The sequence below is a fragment of the Mycobacterium sp. SA01 genome, from assembly GCF_041287105.1.
GTDB lineage: Bacteria > Actinomycetota > Actinomycetes > Mycobacteriales > Mycobacteriaceae > Mycobacterium.
On sequence record NZ_JBGGNO010000014.1, the window covers coordinates 171116 to 190037 of the forward strand.

Here is an 18922-nt window from a genome sequence, read left to right on the forward strand (position 1 = left end):
GACGAAGGCATGGGTCTTGGGGCACTGATCGCGATCACGCTTGCGTGCCTGGCGTGGAGCCTGTGGATCAGGCGACTCACGTGGTCCTGCCGCTGGGAAGTGGCGGCCACCTTGAACATCGCACTGCAGGGTGCGGCGGTGTTCCTGATGTCTCCGTTCGCGTCTGAAACCATCGGTCAGCTGTTGCACTCACTGACCGGAGTGTGGAACCTCGAGGACTACATCGGCCACGACTGCTACGTGGTGGCCGCCTCCGCGATCGTCTACAACGCCCTGGGCCGACTGCAGGACGACAATGCGACACAGGCAGCTTTCAAGCAATATGTCGAGCGTCCGGCGACGCTGTGCATTCCCTTGCTTTTGGCAACCTTTTCGATGGGCAACGGCGCGAGAATTTATCGCTCCGACTTCTTCACGGTGCCGACCGACTTCTGGCTCTCGGCATACTGGCTGGTGCTGTGCGGAACGCTGATCTATCTGCTCGGCTACGGCGCGCGGGCGCTGTTCGTCCTGCGCCAGGACCCACGGTCGCGCCGCATCGCCAACATCTATCTGGTGTCGTCGGCCAGCGGCATCCTGGCCTGCACGATCCGCATCGTCACCGCCTACGTCCCCGCCCTGCAGGAGATCGAAGGCGGCACGCTGGTCTGGTTCTTCGCCTGCTTCTGCGGGGCCGGCTTCGCGTTGACGTCGGCACATTCGTGGCGCATCAAGACTCGATGGTTCACCCACACGCCCAGCTGATGGCACGCCCGCAACCCGCGGGCCCGATAATGGTGATCGATGAAATTCGCGGTGACAATCCACGGGACCCGTGGTGACGTCGAACCCTGTGCGGCCGTAGGACTCGAGTTACAGCGCCGCGGCCACGACGTCCACCTGGCGGTGCCCCCGAATCTCGTCGCGTTCACCCGTTCCGCCGGCCTGTCGGCCACCCCCTACGGACCCGACTCGCAACAACAGCTGCAGGGCGACGTCTTCGAGCGGCCGGATGCCCTGACCGCCGCGGGCCCGGCCGACTGGGTGCGGCTGGGCAACCCGCTGACAGCGGTGCGCAGGGCCAGGGCCGCAGCCATCCGCGGCTGGGACGAGATGGCCGACACGCTGCTGGGCATGACCGAGGGCGCTGATCTGATCATCAGCGGGACGGCCTATCAGGAGATCGCCGCCAACGTCGCGGAGTGCCGCGGTATCCCGCTGGCCGAAGTGCACTACTTCCCCGTCCGGGCCAACACCCAGGTCCTGCCGCTGCGGCTGCCTGCGCCGATGGTCAGGGCCGCCTATGCGGCAGGCGAATGGATGCACTGGCAGCTGCTGAAACCCGCGGAGACCCGGCAGCGCCGCGCCCTGGGCCTGCCGGCGACCAGGACCCGACCGGTCGGCCGCATCGTCAGCGCGGGCAGCCTGGAGATCCAGGCGTATGACCAGGTGTTCTTTCCGGGGCTGGCCGGCGAATGGGGTGACCGGCGACCGCTCATCGGGTCCCTGACACTGCAAATGCCCACCGAGGTCGACGACGAGGTGAGCTCCTGGATCGCCGCGGGCACGCCGCCCATCTACTTCGGCTTCGGCAGCATGCCGCTGGACTCCCCCGCCGACGCGGTCCGGCTGATCAGCGACGTGTGCGACGAACTCGGCGAGCGCGCGCTGATCGGCGCGGGGTTCTCCGACTTCGACACCACCGGCACGGCGCCGCACGTCAAAATCGTGCCGTCGGTGAACCACGCCGCGGTGTTCCCGGCCTGCCGCGCGGTGGTGCATCACGGCGGCGCCGGGACCACCGCGGCCGGCATTCGTGCCGGGGTTCCCACCCTGGTGCTGTGGGTAGCGGCCGAACAGCCGCTCTGGGGCAAACAGGTCGCACGGCTCGGCATCGGCGCGACCCGGCGGTTCGCCGCGACCACGCGCGGTTCGCTACTAACCGACCTGCAAGCCGTGCTGGCTCCGGAAATGGCACACCGGGCTGGTTTGCTCGCCGCGCGGATGAGTACGCCGTCAGAGAGTGTCGCAACGGCGGCCGACCTTCTGGAGAAGGCCGCCCGCAACCGCCACGCGGGGTGACGTCCACTCTGCCCGCCGCATCCCGGCAAGGTAGAGTTCGGCGTTGTGTGGACAACCGTGGTGCTACTCGGCCTCGCGGTGAGCATCGAGCCCGCACGCATCGCACTGATCGCACTGCTGCTGACCCGGCCCCGGCCCGCGCGTCACTTGGCGGTCTTCCTCTGCACCGGCCTGGCGATGAGCCTCAGCGTCGGCTTCACGGTGCTGTTCATCTTCCATCACAGCTTCCTGAGCAAGGGCGATCTCAATCCGGCCCTCATCCAGATCGGCATCGGCGTCGTCGCCGTGCTTCTCGGCGCCCTCTTGATGTCGAAGATTCCGCTGCGCCAGTTCTCCCGCAAGGAGATGGCCGAGGTGCCGGCCGGCGGCGCCAACGAAACCGTCCTGGAAGTCGAGCAAGAACTGGCACCGGGCCGGTTCAAGCGACTGACCACCAGGGTGCGCGCGTTCGTGCAGGGCGAATCGTCCTGGTTCTCCGGGTCCATCGGCGCCGCCCTGGCGATGCCGAGCGTCGACTACATGGCCCTGCTGGCGCTGATCATCGCGTCGAAGACCCCGCCGGCCGAGCAGGCCGCGGCCCTGGTCACCTTCCTGCTGCTGGCCAGTTGGGCGGCCGTCATCCCGCTGCTCAGCTTCATGGTCGCACCGGCCAAGACCCGAGTGTGGGTGCAGCGCTTCAACGACTGGATCCGCACCCGCACCCGCAGGCATGCGGGCATGTTCGTCACGGTGGTCGGAGTGATCCTGGTCGGGGTCGGCCTGCACGGCCTGTGACCCCGCGAGTCACTCGATGACGGCGTTGAGCCCGAATTCGGTCAGTGTCTGATCCACCAGGCCCCGCAGCCGCTGCTTGGTGTTCTCGGCGCCGATCTCGTAGGCCTCGATCGAGATCACGACCTTGCCGTTGATCCGCGCGGACACCACGACAAGCTGACCGTGTGAACGTTCGATCTCCCGCCGCGTCACGTTCTGGTCGAGGGCCCTCAGGACGACCTTCTCCGCGGTGGTGCCGTCGACCTGGGCGATCTGCGGAGGCAGATCCCCGAGGTTCGAGCAGGACACCGGGAGGTCCTCGGAGTAGGAGAACAACAGCTCGGCCACTCCCTTGACGGCGACCTGAGGAAGCCATGGCATCAACGGGAAGAGTTGCATCGCCGGGTCGGTCTGTTCCTTGGCCAGCTGCCGTGACTCACGCACGACGGCACGCGACTCGGTGAGGTCGACGGTCACCTTCTCCGGGTCGACGGTGGCGTTGGCGAAAGCCATTGCCAGCGCGCGGTCGTCCTCAAGGCTCTCGCGCAGGTTGATCGCGATCACCAGCGACACCGCGCCGTCGGACTTACGGCGCCGGCCCATCCGCTCGGCGACCTTCGCGGTGACGCCGACGAGCAGCGAATAACCGTTGCCGCCAAGGCTTTCCGCACGGGCATCCCACTCGGGGAGGTCGACGAACGCGGCCACCGAGGGCACGTGGACGATCTCGTCCAGGCCGGATTGATCGACGCGCCTGCGGCGGGACTGGATCACGTCGCGCCGCTTGCTCCACAGCAGCTTCGCTCCGATGGCCAGCGCCCGACGCGTCTCGGGCAGGTCCCGCAGCGCCTGCCGTGCGTCGGCGGTCAGCGCCTGGCGCCGGGGCCGCGAGCCGGGGCGGCCATACCCACCGTCGCGGACATTGCCGGTGACGGCCTCGAAGATCGCCAGCCCGGCGGCGGTGCCGTCGCCGATCACATGCGACGCCACGATGCTGACAGCGGTGGCGCCGTCGGTCAGCGGCTGGACCACCAGGTACCAGGTGGGTCCGTGTTCGGGGTCGATCGGGAGCGTCGCGAGCTCGTCGGCCCAGTCCATGAGTTCGTCACGCGGACGCGGCGTCTCGTTGAACTGGATCTCCGACGGCGCCTCGCGGGGTTGGACCCACCGCGGCCTGCCGAACGGCAGCGGCGAACGCTCGATCCGCCTGCCGCCCAGCGAGTCGGCGATGTTGCGGTGGAATCGTCGCAGCCCCTCGACGTCGATGGGATGTTCGTACACCCACACGGCTTGCATGAGCTGCCCGCGCCCGGTGGCACGCATCAGCTCGAAGGCCGTCTGATCGAAGAACTCGAGCCGATGTTCTTGCGACTCAGCACTCACTGCGCAACCTCACTCGACGATGCCGGACAGTTCGAACTCTGCCAGGGTCTGGGCGATCACCTCACGCAGGCGGTGACGTGAGTTGTCGGCGCCCGGCTGGTAACTCATCACGGGAACGATGACCATACCGCCGACGCGCGCCGACGCCACCGTCATCAGGCCGCGCCGCCGTTCGAGGACGTCGAGGGTGAGGTTGCGGTCGACGCCGCCGAAGTAGAAGCGCTCGCACGGTGTCCCGTCGAGTTGCAGCAGATCGTCGGGGACGTCCCCCATGTTCGAACAGGACACCGGCACGTCGGCGGAGAAGTTGAAGGCCATGTCGGCCATCCGGCCCATCGCCCGCTTGGGCAGGAACGGGATCAGCGGGAGCAGCTCGACCATCTCGTCGGGCTTCTCGCGCGCGGTGATCAAACCCTTCTTGATCGCCGAACGTGCGCCGGACAGATCCTTGGCGACCGGGCCCGGGTCGAATGTCACGTTGGCGATCGTCACGACATTGCCGCCGGTGTCACCGGGGCTGTCGCGCTCGCTGACCGGAATCATCAGCGTCGCCGCACCGTCACTGGCTCGGGTGCGGCCCAGGTTCTGCGCCAGCTTGCCGGCAAATCCGGCTACCAGTGAAAAATGGTTCCCACCAAGGTCGCTCGCGCGCTGATCCCACAGTTCTTTGTCGATGACGGCGGTCGTGAACGCAATCATGACGGGCTGCCCAGCACCATGAGCGGGCGCCGACACCGGCTCGCTCGGGCGCACCAGCTCGGCCTTGCGACGGGTTGCGACTTTGGCCGCCTTGACCAGGGTCCGCCCGATCTCCGGCAGGTCGGATCCGAGCTGACGAAGATCCTCCAACACCGCGCGTGAGCGGGTGCGGGAATTCCGCGGCGGATAACCGAGATCCGTGCCGGCGCCGTGGACCGCGGCGATGACCGACGCCACCACGCCGCCGCCGTCGACGACGGTGTGCGACACGACCAGGCTCACCGCGGTGTTCCCGTCGGTGAACGACTGGACGCCAATCCGCCAGGCCGGCGAATATTCGGGGTCGAGCGGCAGCTCCACCTGCTCATGCGCCCAGTCCCACAACTCCTCACGGGGACGCGGCTGCTCGGCGATCTCCAGCGGCGCCTGCGGCCCGGCCACCGACACCCACCGGTGCCGGCCGAACGGCAGCGGTGAGGTCTCGACCAACCGGCCGACGAGCCCGCGGCCGAAGTTCTGGTGAAATCGCCGAACACCGTCCAGGTCGACGGGATGCTCGTAGATCCAGATGAGCTGCATGACGGCCTCTTGGCCGGCGCCACGCAGCGCCAACAACAACGCCTGATCGGCGTACGGCACTACGTTGTCAGGTTTGGGCTTCCCCACCGGGTCAGACCGTCGCGATGGACACGCGAGACGACGAGACCAGCTCGGAACGGCCGTCGGCCACCCGGAGATAAATGCACTTCATCAGCTCGACGAACTCGGCGACCGATTCGCGGGCGATCGGGTTGTCCGGGTAGGCGACGGTGATGATCGTGCCCTCGGTACGACGGTTCACCCACATGCCGACCTGATTGGCAGCGCCCAGATCGGTGTAGATGTGCCCGTTCTGGGCGTACCACTGCGACATGATGACCGGGTTCAGCGGCGGCAGACCCACATCGAGGTAGGACAGCATCGGGACGCCGGGACCAGCAGGCCGGATGCGCGGTGTGTCCTCGGTGTCAGCGAGCTCATAGACCCGCTCGATCGGCACGTTGGCCAGCGGCATCCCCGAGTCGAAGGACTCCTGGGCGGCCCGGGCGACCTCGGCGAAATTGCGCGCGGCGACCGGCACCGACAGCGGAACCACGCCGGTGAACCAGCCCGTGGTCATGAACTCCGCTGGGGTGCTGCGGGTGGTGGTCGGGGTGATGACGTAGTAGTCGTCGTCGCCGGTCAGCTGCCGGTGGGCGAGCGCCGCGGCGGCGAACACACCGCCGATGAACCGGGCGCCGGCCGCGGTGCAGGCCGACTCGAAGCGGTCCGACTCGTGCTCGTCCATGAGCTGCACGGTGAGCAGGTCACCGCTGCAGTGCACCGACGGATCGCCCAGCGGCAGCGGGAACGTCGGCATGGTGCCGCCGTTGCTCTCCAGGAAGTCCAGCCAGCCGCGGACATCGGGCGAATCCATGGTCAGCTGCTCGGTGTACTCGTGCTGACGCGCGCAGTAGTCCTGGTAGCTGCCGGCATCGGGCAGGCGCAGCGGTGCTCCGCCGCCGGCCAGGGCCTCGTAGTTCATGTGCATTTCCACGAACAGCGCCATCATCAGCATCGCGTCGGCGTGCAGGTGGTCGACGCTGACGTAGAACGTGAAGTGATCGTCCCGCTGGATCACGCCGAACCGGAAGCAGTCCCACTCCAGCGGGCTCGGGGTGTCGAGCACGTGCTTCTTCCACTGCGCGGAATTCATCTCGCCGTGCTTGGTGGCCACGAACTGGATGTCGTTCGGGTTCTCGACGGTGTGCCGGACCAGCCGGTCGGTGCCGCTGTCATCGGCGACGAACTCGAACCAGCTGTGGAACGTGTCATGCCGACGCAGGTAGGCGTTGATGACGAAGGTCATCGCGCGCACGTCACACTTCCCCGGCATGTTCCACGCCGGGATCAGCAGCCGCGCCATCTCCAGGCCGTTGGCCGTGTGATTGCGGTAGCTCCGAATGTGCTGACCCTGCTGGTAGCTCGCAGGCACATCGCTGACCGGCGCGTCCTGAACCTTCTTCAGGCACGCCGGTGACGGGCTCCACGACACGACCTTGCCTGGCGCGTCCACCCAGTCATGGATTGCGGTAAGTGCAACCACCCTAAATACCCCTTCGACCCAGTTAGCGGGATGCAGCTGACGTGATGACGCCGGCCAGTGTTTCGCACAGGCTCTCGGCCAACGACCGGACAGTCGTTATGTCCATCGATCGGACACGTATTCCCGTTTCAGTTTCAATACGCGTTCTCAGTTCCAGGTTGCCCAGTGAGTCCAGACCGTATTCGGAAATCGGCCGGTCAGGATCAATCGAGCGACGCAAAATCAGGCTGAGCTGCTCGGATACCAGACGACGCACCCGAGTCGGCCATTCCTCGACCGGCAGCTCGTGCAACTCCGCGCGGAACGTGCTGGTGTCCGCAGGACGGTCGCCGCTGGCCTTGAAAGCCTCGGCGAACGGGCTGCGGGCGGCCAGATCGGTCAGCCACGGCGTCCCGATCATCGGCGCGTACCCGCTGTAGGCGCGGTCGTGGCGCAGCAGCGCCTCGAAAGCGCGAGCACCCTCGTCGGGGCTGATCATCGTGGTGTCGCCGGAGGCAGCCAGGTGCTTGCCCGCACCGATCTGGTCCCACGCCGCCCACGCGATCGCCGTGGCAGGCAGCCCCTGCGAACGACGCCAGTGGGTGAACCCGTCGAGCCAGCTGTTGGCCGCGGCGTACGCGCCCTGTCCCGGCGAGCCCATCAGGGCAGCCGCCGAGGAGAACGAGCAGAACCAGTCCAGCGGCTGTGCCGTGGTGGCCCGATGCAGGTGCCAGGCACCGTAGACCTTCGGAGCCCAGTCCCGGTCGATCAGCTCGTCGGTGATGTTGGGCAGGATGGCGTCCTCGACGACGGCGGCCGCGTGCAGCACACCACGCACCGCCATACCGGTCGCGGTGGCCACCGTCACCAGGCGGTCGACCGTCTCCGACAGCGCGATGTCGCCGCTGACGACCTCGACCTGCGTTCCGGCGGCCCGCATGCGCTCGATCTCGACGAGCGCCTCCGGCTTCGGCTCCGACCGCGAGTTCAGCACAATCCGGCCGCAGCCGGCGTCGGCCATCTTCGAGGCGAGGAACAAACCAAGCCCGCCGAGGCCGCCGGTGATGATGTACGAGCCGTCGCGGCGGAACACCTTGGCCTGCTCCGGCGGCACCACCACACTGCTGTGGCCCACCTTCGGCACCGACAGCAGCAGCTTGCCGGTGTGCTCGGCCGCACCCATCACGCGGATGGCGGTGGCGGCGTCGGCCAGCGGGTAGTGCGTGGTCTCGGGCTGCGGCAGCACACCTTCGGCGGTCATCCGGTAGACGGTGTTCAGCAGCTCGCGGATCTGCGCGGGATGCGTGGTGGCCATCAGCGCCAGGTCGACGCCGTAGAAGGACAGGTTCTTGCGGAACGGGAACAGCCCGAGGCGGGTGTCACCGTAGATGTCCTTCTTGCCGATCTCTACGAACCGTCCGCCGAAGGCCAGCAGGTCGACGCCGGCCCGCTGGGAGGCACCGGTCAGCGAGTTCAGCACGATGTCCACGCCGTAGCCGTCGGTGTCCCGGCGGATCTCCTCACCGAAGGCGGCGCTGCGTGAGTCGTAGACATTGGTGATGCCCATGCCGCGCAGGATGTCGCGGCGCTCCTCGGTGCCGGCGGTGGCGAAGATGTCCGCGCCGAAGTGGCGGGCGATCGCGATCGCGGCCTGACCCACACCGCCGGTCGCGGAGTGGATCAGCACCTTGTCGCCGGCCTTGATCTTGGCCAGGTCGACCAGGCTGTACCAGGCGGTGGCCGAGGCGGTGGACACCGCCGCGGCCTGATCGTCGCGCAGTCCGGACGGCAGCGTGACGGCCACGTCGGCGTCGCAGGTCACGAATGTGCCCCAGCAGCCGTTGGGCGACATACCGCCCACGTGATCGCCGACCCGGTGCGAGGTGACGTCGGGACCGACCGCGGTGACCACACCGGCGAAGTCGATACCCAGCTGCGGGTGCAGACCCTCGAAACTCGGGTAACGGCCGAAGGCCAGCAGCACGTCGGCGAAGTTGAGGCTGGACGCGGTGACCGCGACCTCGATCTGGCCCGGTCCCGGCGGGATCCGGTCGAACGCTGCCAGCTCCAGGGTCTGCATGTCACCCGGGACGCGGATCTCCAGACGCATGCCGTCGCGGGAGTGGTCGACGACGGTGGTGTAGCGCTCGTCCGGCTGCAGGGGGCTCGGGAACAGGTGCGCGGAGTACCACTCGCCGGCGCGGAAGGCGGTCTCGTCCTCCTCCGAACCGGTGAGCAGTGCGCGGGCGACCAGCTTGGCGTCGACGTCGTCGTCGACGTCGATCTGGCTGGGCCGCAGCTGCGGGTATTCGGCGCCGATCACGCGCAGCAGACCCCGCAGGCCGGCTTGCTCGAGGTTGGGCCGGTCGTCGGCCAGCACCGTCTGGGCGTTACGGGTGACGACATGCAACCGCGGCGGCTCGCCTGCGGTGTCGGCGAGCTCGCGGGCGATCCGGACCAGGTGGCGCACCTGCTCCCCGCCGCGTAGCGGCATCTGCTCTTCCGGGCAGCCTGCGATGCGCGCCGGGGACACCACGACGACGTTGTCGAACCCGCCCTCCGCGAAGTACGACGCGAGCCGCTCGGCGTTGCCGACGTGGTCGGCCTGCTGCGGCCAGGACATGGTGGTGACGTCGGCGTCGTTGAGCTTGAGCGCATCGGTGAGGGCCGAGGCCAACAGGTCAACGGTGTCGGAGGTGCTGACCAGCAGCCAGGTCGCCGAGTTGTTCTGGGTGACCTCGGCGAGCTGATGCCGGCGCCACTCGATGCCGAGCAGGCGCTCGTTGAGCACCCGATCGCCCTCGTTGCTCTCCGACATGCCGCTGCCCATGCGCAGACCCTCGACGGTGAACAGCACCGTGCCGTAGTCGTCGAGCAGGTCGATGTCGGCCTGGACAGTGGAGCCGTCGAGTGAGGTCACGCGGGTCAGGCAGTAGCGGGCGTTGCGCACCGCGCCGTGCACGCGCAACCGGTCCACGCCGAGCGGCAGCAGCAGCGCGCCCGTGCCGGAGGCCTGTACACCCGGGTGGGCCGCAACCGACTGGAAGCAGGCGTCCAGCAGTGCCGGGTGGACGCCGTACGAGGTCTGCTGGTTGCGGATCGAGGTCGGCAAGCCGATCTCGGCCAGCACCGTGTCCGCGTTCTCGTCGGCGGCGTTGACAGCCTGTAGCGCGGTGAACGCCGGGCCGAACTGGACGCCGCGGCCGTCGAACCACTGGCGAACCCCATCGCCGTCGGCGCGGGTGGGATGGGCGCTCTGCAGCGCATCCATGTCGTAGGGCTGCGGCTGCACGTCGGCCTCGCGCGCGGTCAGTACCGCGCTGGCGCGTTGCTCACGCTCGCCGTCGATGTCGGTCTCCACGGTGAACTGCAGGACGCCGGGGCTTTCCGCCGAGGCGGTGGCGCTGACCGGGGTCAGGTCCTTGAGCAGCAGCATCGCGTCGAACGTCACGTCGCGGACCTCGGCGTCGTCACCGAAAACGGTGCGCGCGGCGGCCAGTGCCATCTCGCAGTAGGCCGCGCCTGGCAGCGCAGCGACGTTGTTGATCTGGTGATCGACCAGCCACGGGTGCGCGCCGGTGCCGACCTCGGCCGCCCAGGCGTGGCGCTCGGGCTCCTCCAGCAGGCGGACATGCGACCCCAGCAGCGGGTGGGCCGCGACCAGGTGGGCTCCGCGGGTCTGGTTCTCCCCGCCGTCCGGAATCAGCACCAGGTTGCGGTGGGCCCAGGTGGGCAGCGGGGCATCGACGAGGCGGCCGACAGGGTAGAGCACCGAGAAGTCGACCCGCGCTCCGGCGGAGTACAGGTCACCGAGGAACTCGCCCATGCCGTGCGGCACGTCCTGGCCGCGTCGCATGCCTGCCAGCGCGGCGACGGAGATGTCCAGCGTGGCAGCGGTCTGGTCGATCGCGCGGATCAGCAGCGGGTGCGGGGACAGCTCTCCGAACACCCGGAACCCGTCTTCCAGCGCGGTCTGCACGGCGGCCGAGAACCGGACCGTGTGGCGCAGGTTGTCCACCCAGTAGTCGGCGTCGCAGTACGGCTGCTCGCGCGGGTCGAACGAGGTCGCCGAGTAATAGGGCACCTCGGGGGCCATCGGGCTGATGTCGTCGAGCATCTCGGACAGCTCGTCGAGGATGGGGTCGACCTGCGGCGAATGCGACGCCACGTCGACGTTGACCTCGCGGGCCATGATCTCGCGGGCTTCCCAGCCCGCCACGATCCGGCGGACGGTCTCGGTGTCGCCACCGATCACCGTCGACTTGGGCGACGCGACGACGGCGACCACCACGTCCTCGATGCCCTGCTGTTCGAGTTCTTCACGGACCTGCTGCGCGGGCATCTCGACCGACGCCATCGCTCCCCCGCCGGCCAGTCGCAGGCACAGCAGCGATCGACGGCAGATGACCTTGACGCCGTCCTCCAGGGACAGCGCGCCGGAGACGACGGCGGCGGCGACCTCACCCAGTGAGTGGCCGATCACCGCTCCGGGCTGGAACCCGTAGGAGCGCATCGTGGCGGCCATCGCAACCTGGACCGCGAAGATCGTGGGCTGGACTCGATGGATGCCCTCGACGGTCTCGGGAGCGGTCATCGCCTCGGTGACCGAGAAGTCGGATTCGGCGGCGATCAGTGGCTCGATCTCGGCGATCTTCGCGGCGAAGACCGGTTCGGTGGCCAGCAGACCGGTGCCCATCGACGCCCACTGCGAGCCCTGCCCGGAGAAGATCCACACCGGGCCGCGGTCGTCCTGACCGACGGCGGGCTGGAACGGGTCGTCGCCCTCGGCGACGTGGCGCAGGCCGGCGATCAGCTCGGCGCGATCGTCGGCGATGACCGAGGTGCGCAGCGGGCGGTGTCCGCGACGTCGGGCCAGCGTGTAGCCCAGGTCCCGCAGCGATAGGTCCTCGCCTGCGCTCTCGACCCAATCGGCAAGGCGCGCCGCGGTGTTGCGCAGCTCCTCCACCGAGCTCGAGCACACCGGGAAGACCAGCAGCTCCTTCGCGGCGTCGGGCTTGGCCGACTCGACGACCACGGGGGCCTCGGGGGCCTGCTCGAGAATCACGTGCACGTTGGTGCCCGACATGCCGTAGGACGAGACGCCTGCGCGGCGCGGTCCACCGTCCTTGGGCCAGGGGATGTTCTCGGTCGGGACGAACATGCCCGTCTTGACCTTGGCGTTCTTCTCCGACAGCTGGGTGAAGTGCACGTTTTGCGGCACGACGCCGTGATGGACGGCCAGCACAGCCTTCATCAGACCCAGGACGCCCGCCGCGGACTCGGCGTGGCCGAAGTTGCTCTTGACCGACGTCAGCGCACAGGGACCGTCGGTGCCGTAGACGGTGGAGACGCTGTTGAACTCGATGGTGTCCCCGACCGGTGTGCCGGTGCCGTGCGCCTCGACCATGCCGACGGTGGTGGGGTCGACGCCGGCTGCGTCCAGTGCGGCCTGGAATACGGAGACCTGCGCGTCGCGGGATGGGGTCAGGATGTTCTCGGTGCGGCCGTCCTGATTGGAGGCGGTGCTCTTGATGACAGCCAGCACCCGATCGCCGTCACGCTGGGCGTCGTCGAGGCGCTTGAGGACGACGATCCCGCAGCCCTCGGAGCGGACGAATCCGTCGGCGGCGACGTCGAAGGAGTGGCAGCGTCCGGTGGGCGACAGCATGCCCTGCCCCGACGACGAGGCGTAGAGGCGCTGATCCAGCATCAGCATCACGCCGCCGGCCAAGGCCATGTCGCTTTCGCCCTCGTGCAGGCTGCGGCAGGCCTGATGCACCGCGACCAGACTCGAGGAGCAGGCGGTGTCGGTGGTCAGCGCCGGGCCGTGCAGCCCGAGCGCGTGCGAGATGCGGCCCGAGGCCATGCTGAACGGGTTGCCGGTGAAGGCATAGGCCTGATCGAAGGCGCCGGCGTCGCTGGTCACCATGGCGTAGTCGTCGTGGGACATTCCGATGAAGACACCGGTGGACGTGCCGGACAGCGAGGACGGGGTGAAGCCCGCCTGCTCGACGGCCTCCCAGCTGGTCTCCAGCAGCACGCGGTGCTGCGGATCCATCGCGGTGGCCTCGCGCTCGTTGATGCCGAAGAAGTCGGGATCGAAACCGGTGACGTCGTCGATGAAGGCACCCCACTTCGACACCGACCGGCCGGGCACGCCGGGCTCCGGGTCGTAGAGGTCGTCAGCATCCCACCGGTCGGCCGGAACTTCAGTGACCAGATCGGCGCCGTCGAGCAACGCTTCCCACAGCTTGTGAGGAGAGTCGATACCACCGGGCAACCGGCACGCCATGCCGACTACGGCAATGGGGGTGACAGATGTCTGACGCACGTCCGCTCACACCTCTCTTGGCACTTGCCAAGGCAACCCAACCCGACCTTGTAGCTCCGCGCGCCACGTCAAAGTTGCCAATGTCCTCGGTAGCCTAGCTGTTTTTCGTTAAGTGCGCGACAAATGTTTCGAGTTTTTGATTAGGGTTTGGGCAAAGTGACCTTTGGCCCTAAGGGGTTGGCTGGTCCGGCGCATATCTGATTGCTGTCCATTCCCTCGCGGCACCCGACGAGACAGCTGCAGCGCTTTATCGAGAGATTCTAAAAATCGGCTCTACCTGCAACTTTGCAAACTCTTTGCCATCTGGGCAAACCCTCACGCACCGCCGACAACCCCGTTCTGAGGGCCAAGCGCGAAGTTGCAGGGTGTTTACTATCGCAATACAGTCACAATTTGGCATCGGAGGCGTTATAGCAAATTTAGGATATGGGGTCACCGGAAAAGCCTCCACGCCGAATCCGAATTGCCTGCCAACCACCATTCAATAATGCCGTACGTCGCACTCAGCCGTGCCCTGCAGCTGCGTGATAGCGTAGCGTCCCTGAGAGTTTCCGCTACCGCGCCTCAGCATCAGAAAACCCTCTAGCCTGCAGTTACCGTTCCGTTACACAGGAGATGGCTACTAACCTGAGAGTAGGCTGAGATTTCGATATCAGAAACCGGGAAAACGTGATTCAGGCCACATTTACTCGTCAGCGTAGGTGTCAATTCCACCTTCCCTGATATTTCACAGCGCGAGGCAGCAAACGGTTCTGGATAAATGACCGGCTATTCGCAGATAATTGGCGAACTTTTCCCAGAACAGAATCTTTAGCGCGGTTCAGCCGCTACCCGGTGACATTTATCACCCGTTTAAGGGCGTCTTGTGAACTCCCTGTGAAAGTTAGCTGGAGCCCCGACCGGGGACGTTTGGCGAGGCCGGCGTCGGTGCCGTGGAACCCTCCGACCAGGCAACTTCCCGAACATCGGGGTTTCACAGCAAGGGCTCAGAACGGTGATGTGACGCGGAGCTAACCCGCGACGACCCCCGACATCGGCCGCGGGAAGCGAGCACCGAACTCGGCGACCGGCACGAAGCCGTGCTTGCGAGCCGACGCGGCGCCGCGCCGGATCAGTGCGGCCGTTGTCACGAAGCCAGCCTGGTCAGCCAGCACGAAGGGGGTCAGCAGCCGGTTGTGTACGAAACTGAATGACAACCCCGCCTCCGGAATTGCCCAGCCGAGCGACCCGCCGAGTCCGACATGACCGAAGCCGGGCAGCACGCCCGGAATGGGCAGTGCGTGATAGCCGAGGTGGAATGCCAGCGGCAGGATCAAATTGCGATCCGGGGTGAGATTGCGCCGGCCCGTCAGGCCGGCCACCAATTCCGCGGACAGGAAGCGCTTGCCGTCGATCTCGCCGCCGTTGGCGATGGCGCCGTACATACGGGCCAGGCTGCGTGCCGTCGCGACCCCGTTGGCCGCCGGCAGCTCGCTGTCCAGCAACGGCATGGCGCCCTGGACCGTCGACCGCATGCCGGGGAAGTACATGGAGCCGAAGATGGCAGACAGCTCGAAGGCCGCGATCCTGGGCGCGACGCTGTTGAAGAACGGGTTCGGGATGTTCATCTGCGGCCCGATGATCGACGCCGCTTTCGTCGGTGCGCCCGCCGGCGGGCGGCCCAGGTGGATCCCGTCGGTGTCGAGCGGTGCGGCCACCTCGGTGCGGATCAGCTCACGCATCCCGATCCCGGTGACCGCACGCGCCAGCCCGGACAGCAGCCAGCCGTAGGTGAGCGCGTGGTACGCGGGCTTGCCGAAATTCCGGCCGACCGGCGCCGCCGCGATGCGCTCCTCCATGACCACATGGTCGAGCAGGTCGCGCCTGCGCACTCCTCGCAGATGTGCCAGACCGGCGCGGTGCTGCATCATGTCGCGCACGGTGATCGCGGACTTGCCGTTGGCGCCGAACTCCGGCCAGTACTCGGCCACGGGTGCGTCGTAGTCGATGAGGCCGCGGTCGACGAGTCGGTGGATGACGGTCGAGGCCACACCCTTGGTCGCCGAGAACACCATCGCGCCGGTGTCGGCCGACCAGCGCTGCCGTCCCCGCCGGTCCGACCAACCGGTCCAGACGTCGACCACCGGCTGCCCATCGAGGTAGACCGCCAGCGCGCCGCCCCCGAACCGGGGATGCGGGAACATCGCGGAGAAATTGCGCAACGCCCAGGCGAAGTGCGGATCCGCGGCGCCCTGCAGCCCGTGGGGCAGTGCGTCGTGTCCGAGAATCGCCTGAGTCACAGCTGAGAATTTAATCGGTCTAAGCACACCTGTAACAAATTGTTGCCATTTTGTTAGCTTGGCGCGCGGGGCGTCAGTTTGACTGGTCGGCCGCGCTGAGGATTCGCTGCGCGGCCAGCGCGGGGGTCAACTCACCGTCGCGCACCTGACGCTCGATCTCGGCGCGCTGCGCCCGCACGGCCGGATGGTTCAGCACCCGGTCGAGGACCGCGTCGCGCACCATCGACCACGTCCAGTCCACCTGCTGCGCGCGCCGGCGGGCGTCGAACTCGCCCGCCTTGGTCAACACGTCGCGGTGTTGGCACACCGTGTCCCACATCTCCCGCAGCCCGGTACCCTCCACCGCGCTCATCGTCAAAACTGGTGGGCGCCAGAGTGTTTCACGGGGATAGATCAACCGTATCGCGGCGGTCAGCTCACGAGCGGCCGCCTTGGCCTCGGTCGCGTGCTTCCCGTCGGCCTTGTTGACCACGACGATGTCGGCGAGTTCCAGCACACCCTTCTTGATGCCCTGAAGCTGGTCGCCGGTGCGGGCCAGGGTCAGGAAGACGAAGGTGTCCACCATGTTGGCGACGGCCACCTCGGACTGCCCGACGCCGACGGTTTCGACCAGGATCACGTCGAATCCGGCGGCCTCGACGAGCACCACCGTCTCCCGGGTCGCCTTGGCCACCCCGCCCAGCGTCCCCGAGGTGGGCGACGGCCGGATGTAGGCGTCCGGGTGCACGGCGAGCTTCGCCATCCGGGTCTTGTCGCCCAGAATCGAGCCGCCGGTGCGCGTGGACGAGGGGTCGACGGCCAGCACCGCGACCCGGTGCCCCTGCTCGATGAGGTACATCCCCAGCGCCTCGATGGTGGTCGACTTGCCCACCCCGGGGACGCCGGTGATCCCTACGTGAAGCGCCTTCCCCGCATCGGGCATCAGCTCCAGGAGCAGCTGCTGGGCCTGATCGCGGTGATCGGCGCGGGTCGACTCGACCAGCGTGATGGCCCGCGACAGCGCTGCACGATCGCCGCCGCGGATCGCCTCGGCCAGTCCGGGGATGTCGGGCATCAGGACAGGCTGTAGCCGAGCCGCTCGGCGAGCTTGTGCAGCAGATCGACCGCGGCGTCGGCGATCACCGTGCCGGGCGGGAAGATCGCCGTCGCGCCGGCGGCATAGAGCTCGTCGAAATCGCCGGGCGGGATGACACCGCCGACGACCACCATGATGTCGGGTCGGCCCACCTCGGCCAGTGCGTCGCGCAGCGCAGGCACCAGCGTCAGATGACCGGCGGCCAGCGACGACACCCCGACCACGTGCACGTCGTTGTCGGCGGCCTGGCGCGCGACTTCCTCCGGGGTGGAGAACAGCGAGCCGACGTCGACGTCGAAGCCGATGTCGGCGAACGCGGTGGCAATGACCTTCTGGCCGCGGTCGTGGCCGTCCTGGCCCATCTTGGCGACCAGGATCCGTGGCCGGCGACCGTCGGCCTCGGCGAACTTCTCCACCAATTCGGTTGCGGTGCTCACGTTCTGGGCCTTCCCGACCTCGTCGCGGTACACCCCGGCGATGGTGCGGATCTCGGCCTGATGCCGGCCGTACACCTTCTCCAGGGCGTCGGAGATCTCGCCGAGGGTGGCCTTGGCGCGGGCGGCATTGATCGCCAGGGCCAGCAGGTTGTTGCCCAAGCCGTCCTCCCCGGCCGGACCCGAGGCAGCCGCGGCACGGGACAGGTCATCCAGCGCGGCCTGCGTCGCGTGCTCATCGCGCTCACTGCGCAACTGCGCCAGCTTGGCGATCTGCTCGGCGCGCACCCGGCTGTTCTCGACCTTGAGGACCTCGATGTCCTGGTCCTCGTCGACCTGGTACTTGTTGACGCCGATCAGCGGCTGAGCACCCGAATCGATGCGCGCCTGCGTGCGCGCGGCGGCCTCCTCGATGCGCAACTTCGGGATGCCCTCGTTGATCGCCTGCGCCATACCGCCGTGCTCGGCGACCTCCGCGATGTGCGCCCGGGCCTTCTCCGCCAGCTGGTAGGTCAACCACTCCACGTAATAGGAGCCGGCCCACGGATCGATCGGCCGCGTGGTGCCCGACTCCTGCTGCAGCAGCAACTGGGTGTTGCGCGCGATACGCGCAGAGAAGTCGGTGGGCAGCGCCAGCGCCTCGTCGAGGGCGTTGGTGTGCAGCGACTGGGTGTGTCCCTGAGTCGCGGCCATCGCCTCGACGCAGGTCCGCGCGACATTGTTGAACGCGTCCTGGGCGGTCAGCGACCACCCGGAGGTCTGCGAATGCGTGCGCAGCGAGAGCGATTTGGGATTCGTGGCGCCGAACTCGGCAACGAGCTCACTCCACAGCAGCCGACCCGCCCGGAGCTTGGCGACCTCCATGAAGAAGTTCATCCCGATACCCCAGAAGAACGACAGCCGCGGCGCGAACTTGTCGACGTCCAGCCCGGCGTCGCGGCCGGCCTTGAGGTATTCCACACCGTCGGCCAGCGTGTAGGCCAGCTCGAGATCGGCTGTGGCCCCGGCTTCCTGGATGTGATATCCCGAGATCGAGATGGAGTTGAACTTCGGCATCTTGGCGCTGGTGTAGGCGAAGATGTCGGAGATGATCCGCATCGAAGGCTTCGGCGGATAGATGTAGGTGTTGCGGACCATGAACTCTTTGAGGATGTCGTTCTGGATGGTCCCGGCCAGCTTGTCCGGCGACACCCCCTGTTCCTCGGCGGCCACCACGTAGAGCGCGAGGATCGGCAGTACCGCGCCGTTCATGGTCATCGACACGCTCACCGCGGAAAGGTCGATGCCGTCGAACAATTGGCGCATGTCGAGGATCGAGTCGATGGCGACGCCGGCCATCCCGACGTCACCGGCGACGCGCGGATGGTCGGAGTCGTAGCCGCGGTGGGTGGCCAGGTCGAAGGCCACCGACAGACCTTTCTGACCGGCGGCCAGATTGCGCCGGTAGAAGGCATTCGATTCCGCGGCGGTGGAGAACCCGGCGTACTGCCGGATGGTCCACGGCTGGTTGACGTACATGGTCGGGTACGGCCCGCGGATGAACGGCGGTTCGCCGGGGAAGCTGTCCAGCGGATATCCCGCGGCGACGACGGCGTCGCGGTCGGCGCCGACGTAGACCGGTTTGACGGCGATGCCTTCCGGGGTCTGCCACTCCAGCTGCTCAGCGGTGTAGCCGTGCGCCGATGCGGCAGCGGCGACGTGGTCGGCGACGGCGGCCTCGGAGGGCGCCGGTGCGGGCCGGTCGCCGTGCAGCGGTACGTCGGCGAAACTCGGTACGGTGCCCGTGGTTGACGCGGTCATGGA

Annotated in this window: 10 protein-coding genes; 3 read left to right on the top strand and 7 right to left on the bottom strand. The window is 67.6% G+C overall.

The window, feature by feature from the left end; all coding sequences use genetic code 11:
* Window positions 1–9: 9 nt before the first annotated feature.
* From AB4879_RS05365 to AB4879_RS05375, 3 genes are read left to right on the top strand one after another with little or no spacing between them, the layout of a single operon-like run.
* A complete protein-coding gene (locus AB4879_RS05365) occupies window positions 10–744 on the top strand; it encodes a hypothetical protein (RefSeq protein ID WP_370506755.1) in 735 nt (244 codons plus the stop codon).
* Between the two features lie 39 nt (window positions 745–783).
* On the top strand, window positions 784–2061 hold the full coding sequence (locus AB4879_RS05370; protein ID WP_370506756.1) for a glycosyltransferase: 1278 nt from the start codon (window positions 784–786) through the stop codon (window positions 2059–2061).
* 45 nt (window positions 2062–2106) lie between these two features.
* Window positions 2107–2835, top strand: a complete 729-nt coding sequence (locus tag AB4879_RS05375) for a GAP family protein (protein ID WP_370506757.1) — start codon at window positions 2107–2109, stop codon at window positions 2833–2835.
* Between the two features lie 9 nt (window positions 2836–2844).
* Here AB4879_RS05375 and AB4879_RS05380 read toward each other — a convergent pair whose 3' ends face one another.
* The 7 genes from AB4879_RS05380 to scpA form a co-directional block, all read right to left on the bottom strand.
* Entirely contained in the window at window positions 2845–4197 is a 1353-nt protein-coding gene (locus AB4879_RS05380) for a hypothetical protein (RefSeq protein ID WP_370506758.1), read from the bottom strand.
* 9 nt (window positions 4198–4206) lie between these two features.
* A complete protein-coding gene (locus tag AB4879_RS05385; RefSeq protein WP_370506759.1) occupies window positions 4207–5562 on the bottom strand; it encodes a hypothetical protein in 1356 nt (451 codons plus the stop codon).
* Window positions 5563–5566: 4 nt separating this feature from the next.
* Complete coding sequence (locus AB4879_RS05390; RefSeq protein WP_370506760.1) at window positions 5567–7021, bottom strand: condensation domain-containing protein; 1455 nt, start codon at window positions 7019–7021, stop codon at window positions 5567–5569.
* 22 nt (window positions 7022–7043) lie between these two features.
* Window positions 7044–13331: a sulfolipid-1 biosynthesis phthioceranic/hydroxyphthioceranic acid synthase gene (gene pks2, locus AB4879_RS05395; protein ID WP_370506761.1), complete on the bottom strand. Its 6288-nt coding sequence runs from the start codon at window positions 13329–13331 to the stop codon at window positions 7044–7046.
* A 1010-nt stretch (window positions 13332–14341) separates the two neighbouring features.
* Window positions 14342–15610 carry a serine hydrolase domain-containing protein gene (locus AB4879_RS05400; protein WP_199189904.1) on the bottom strand — a complete coding sequence of 423 codons (1269 nt, stop codon included), beginning with the start codon at window positions 15608–15610 and terminating at the stop codon, window positions 14342–14344.
* 73 nt (window positions 15611–15683) lie between these two features.
* Window positions 15684–16664, bottom strand: coding sequence for a methylmalonyl Co-A mutase-associated GTPase MeaB (meaB, locus tag AB4879_RS05405; RefSeq protein WP_370506762.1), 981 nt, complete (start codon window positions 16662–16664; stop codon window positions 15684–15686).
* Complete coding sequence (scpA, locus tag AB4879_RS05410; protein ID WP_370506763.1) at window positions 16664–18919, bottom strand: methylmalonyl-CoA mutase; 2256 nt, start codon at window positions 18917–18919, stop codon at window positions 16664–16666. Before scpA ends, meaB begins: the two co-directional genes overlap by 1 nt.
* Window positions 18920–18922: the final 3 nt, after the last annotated feature.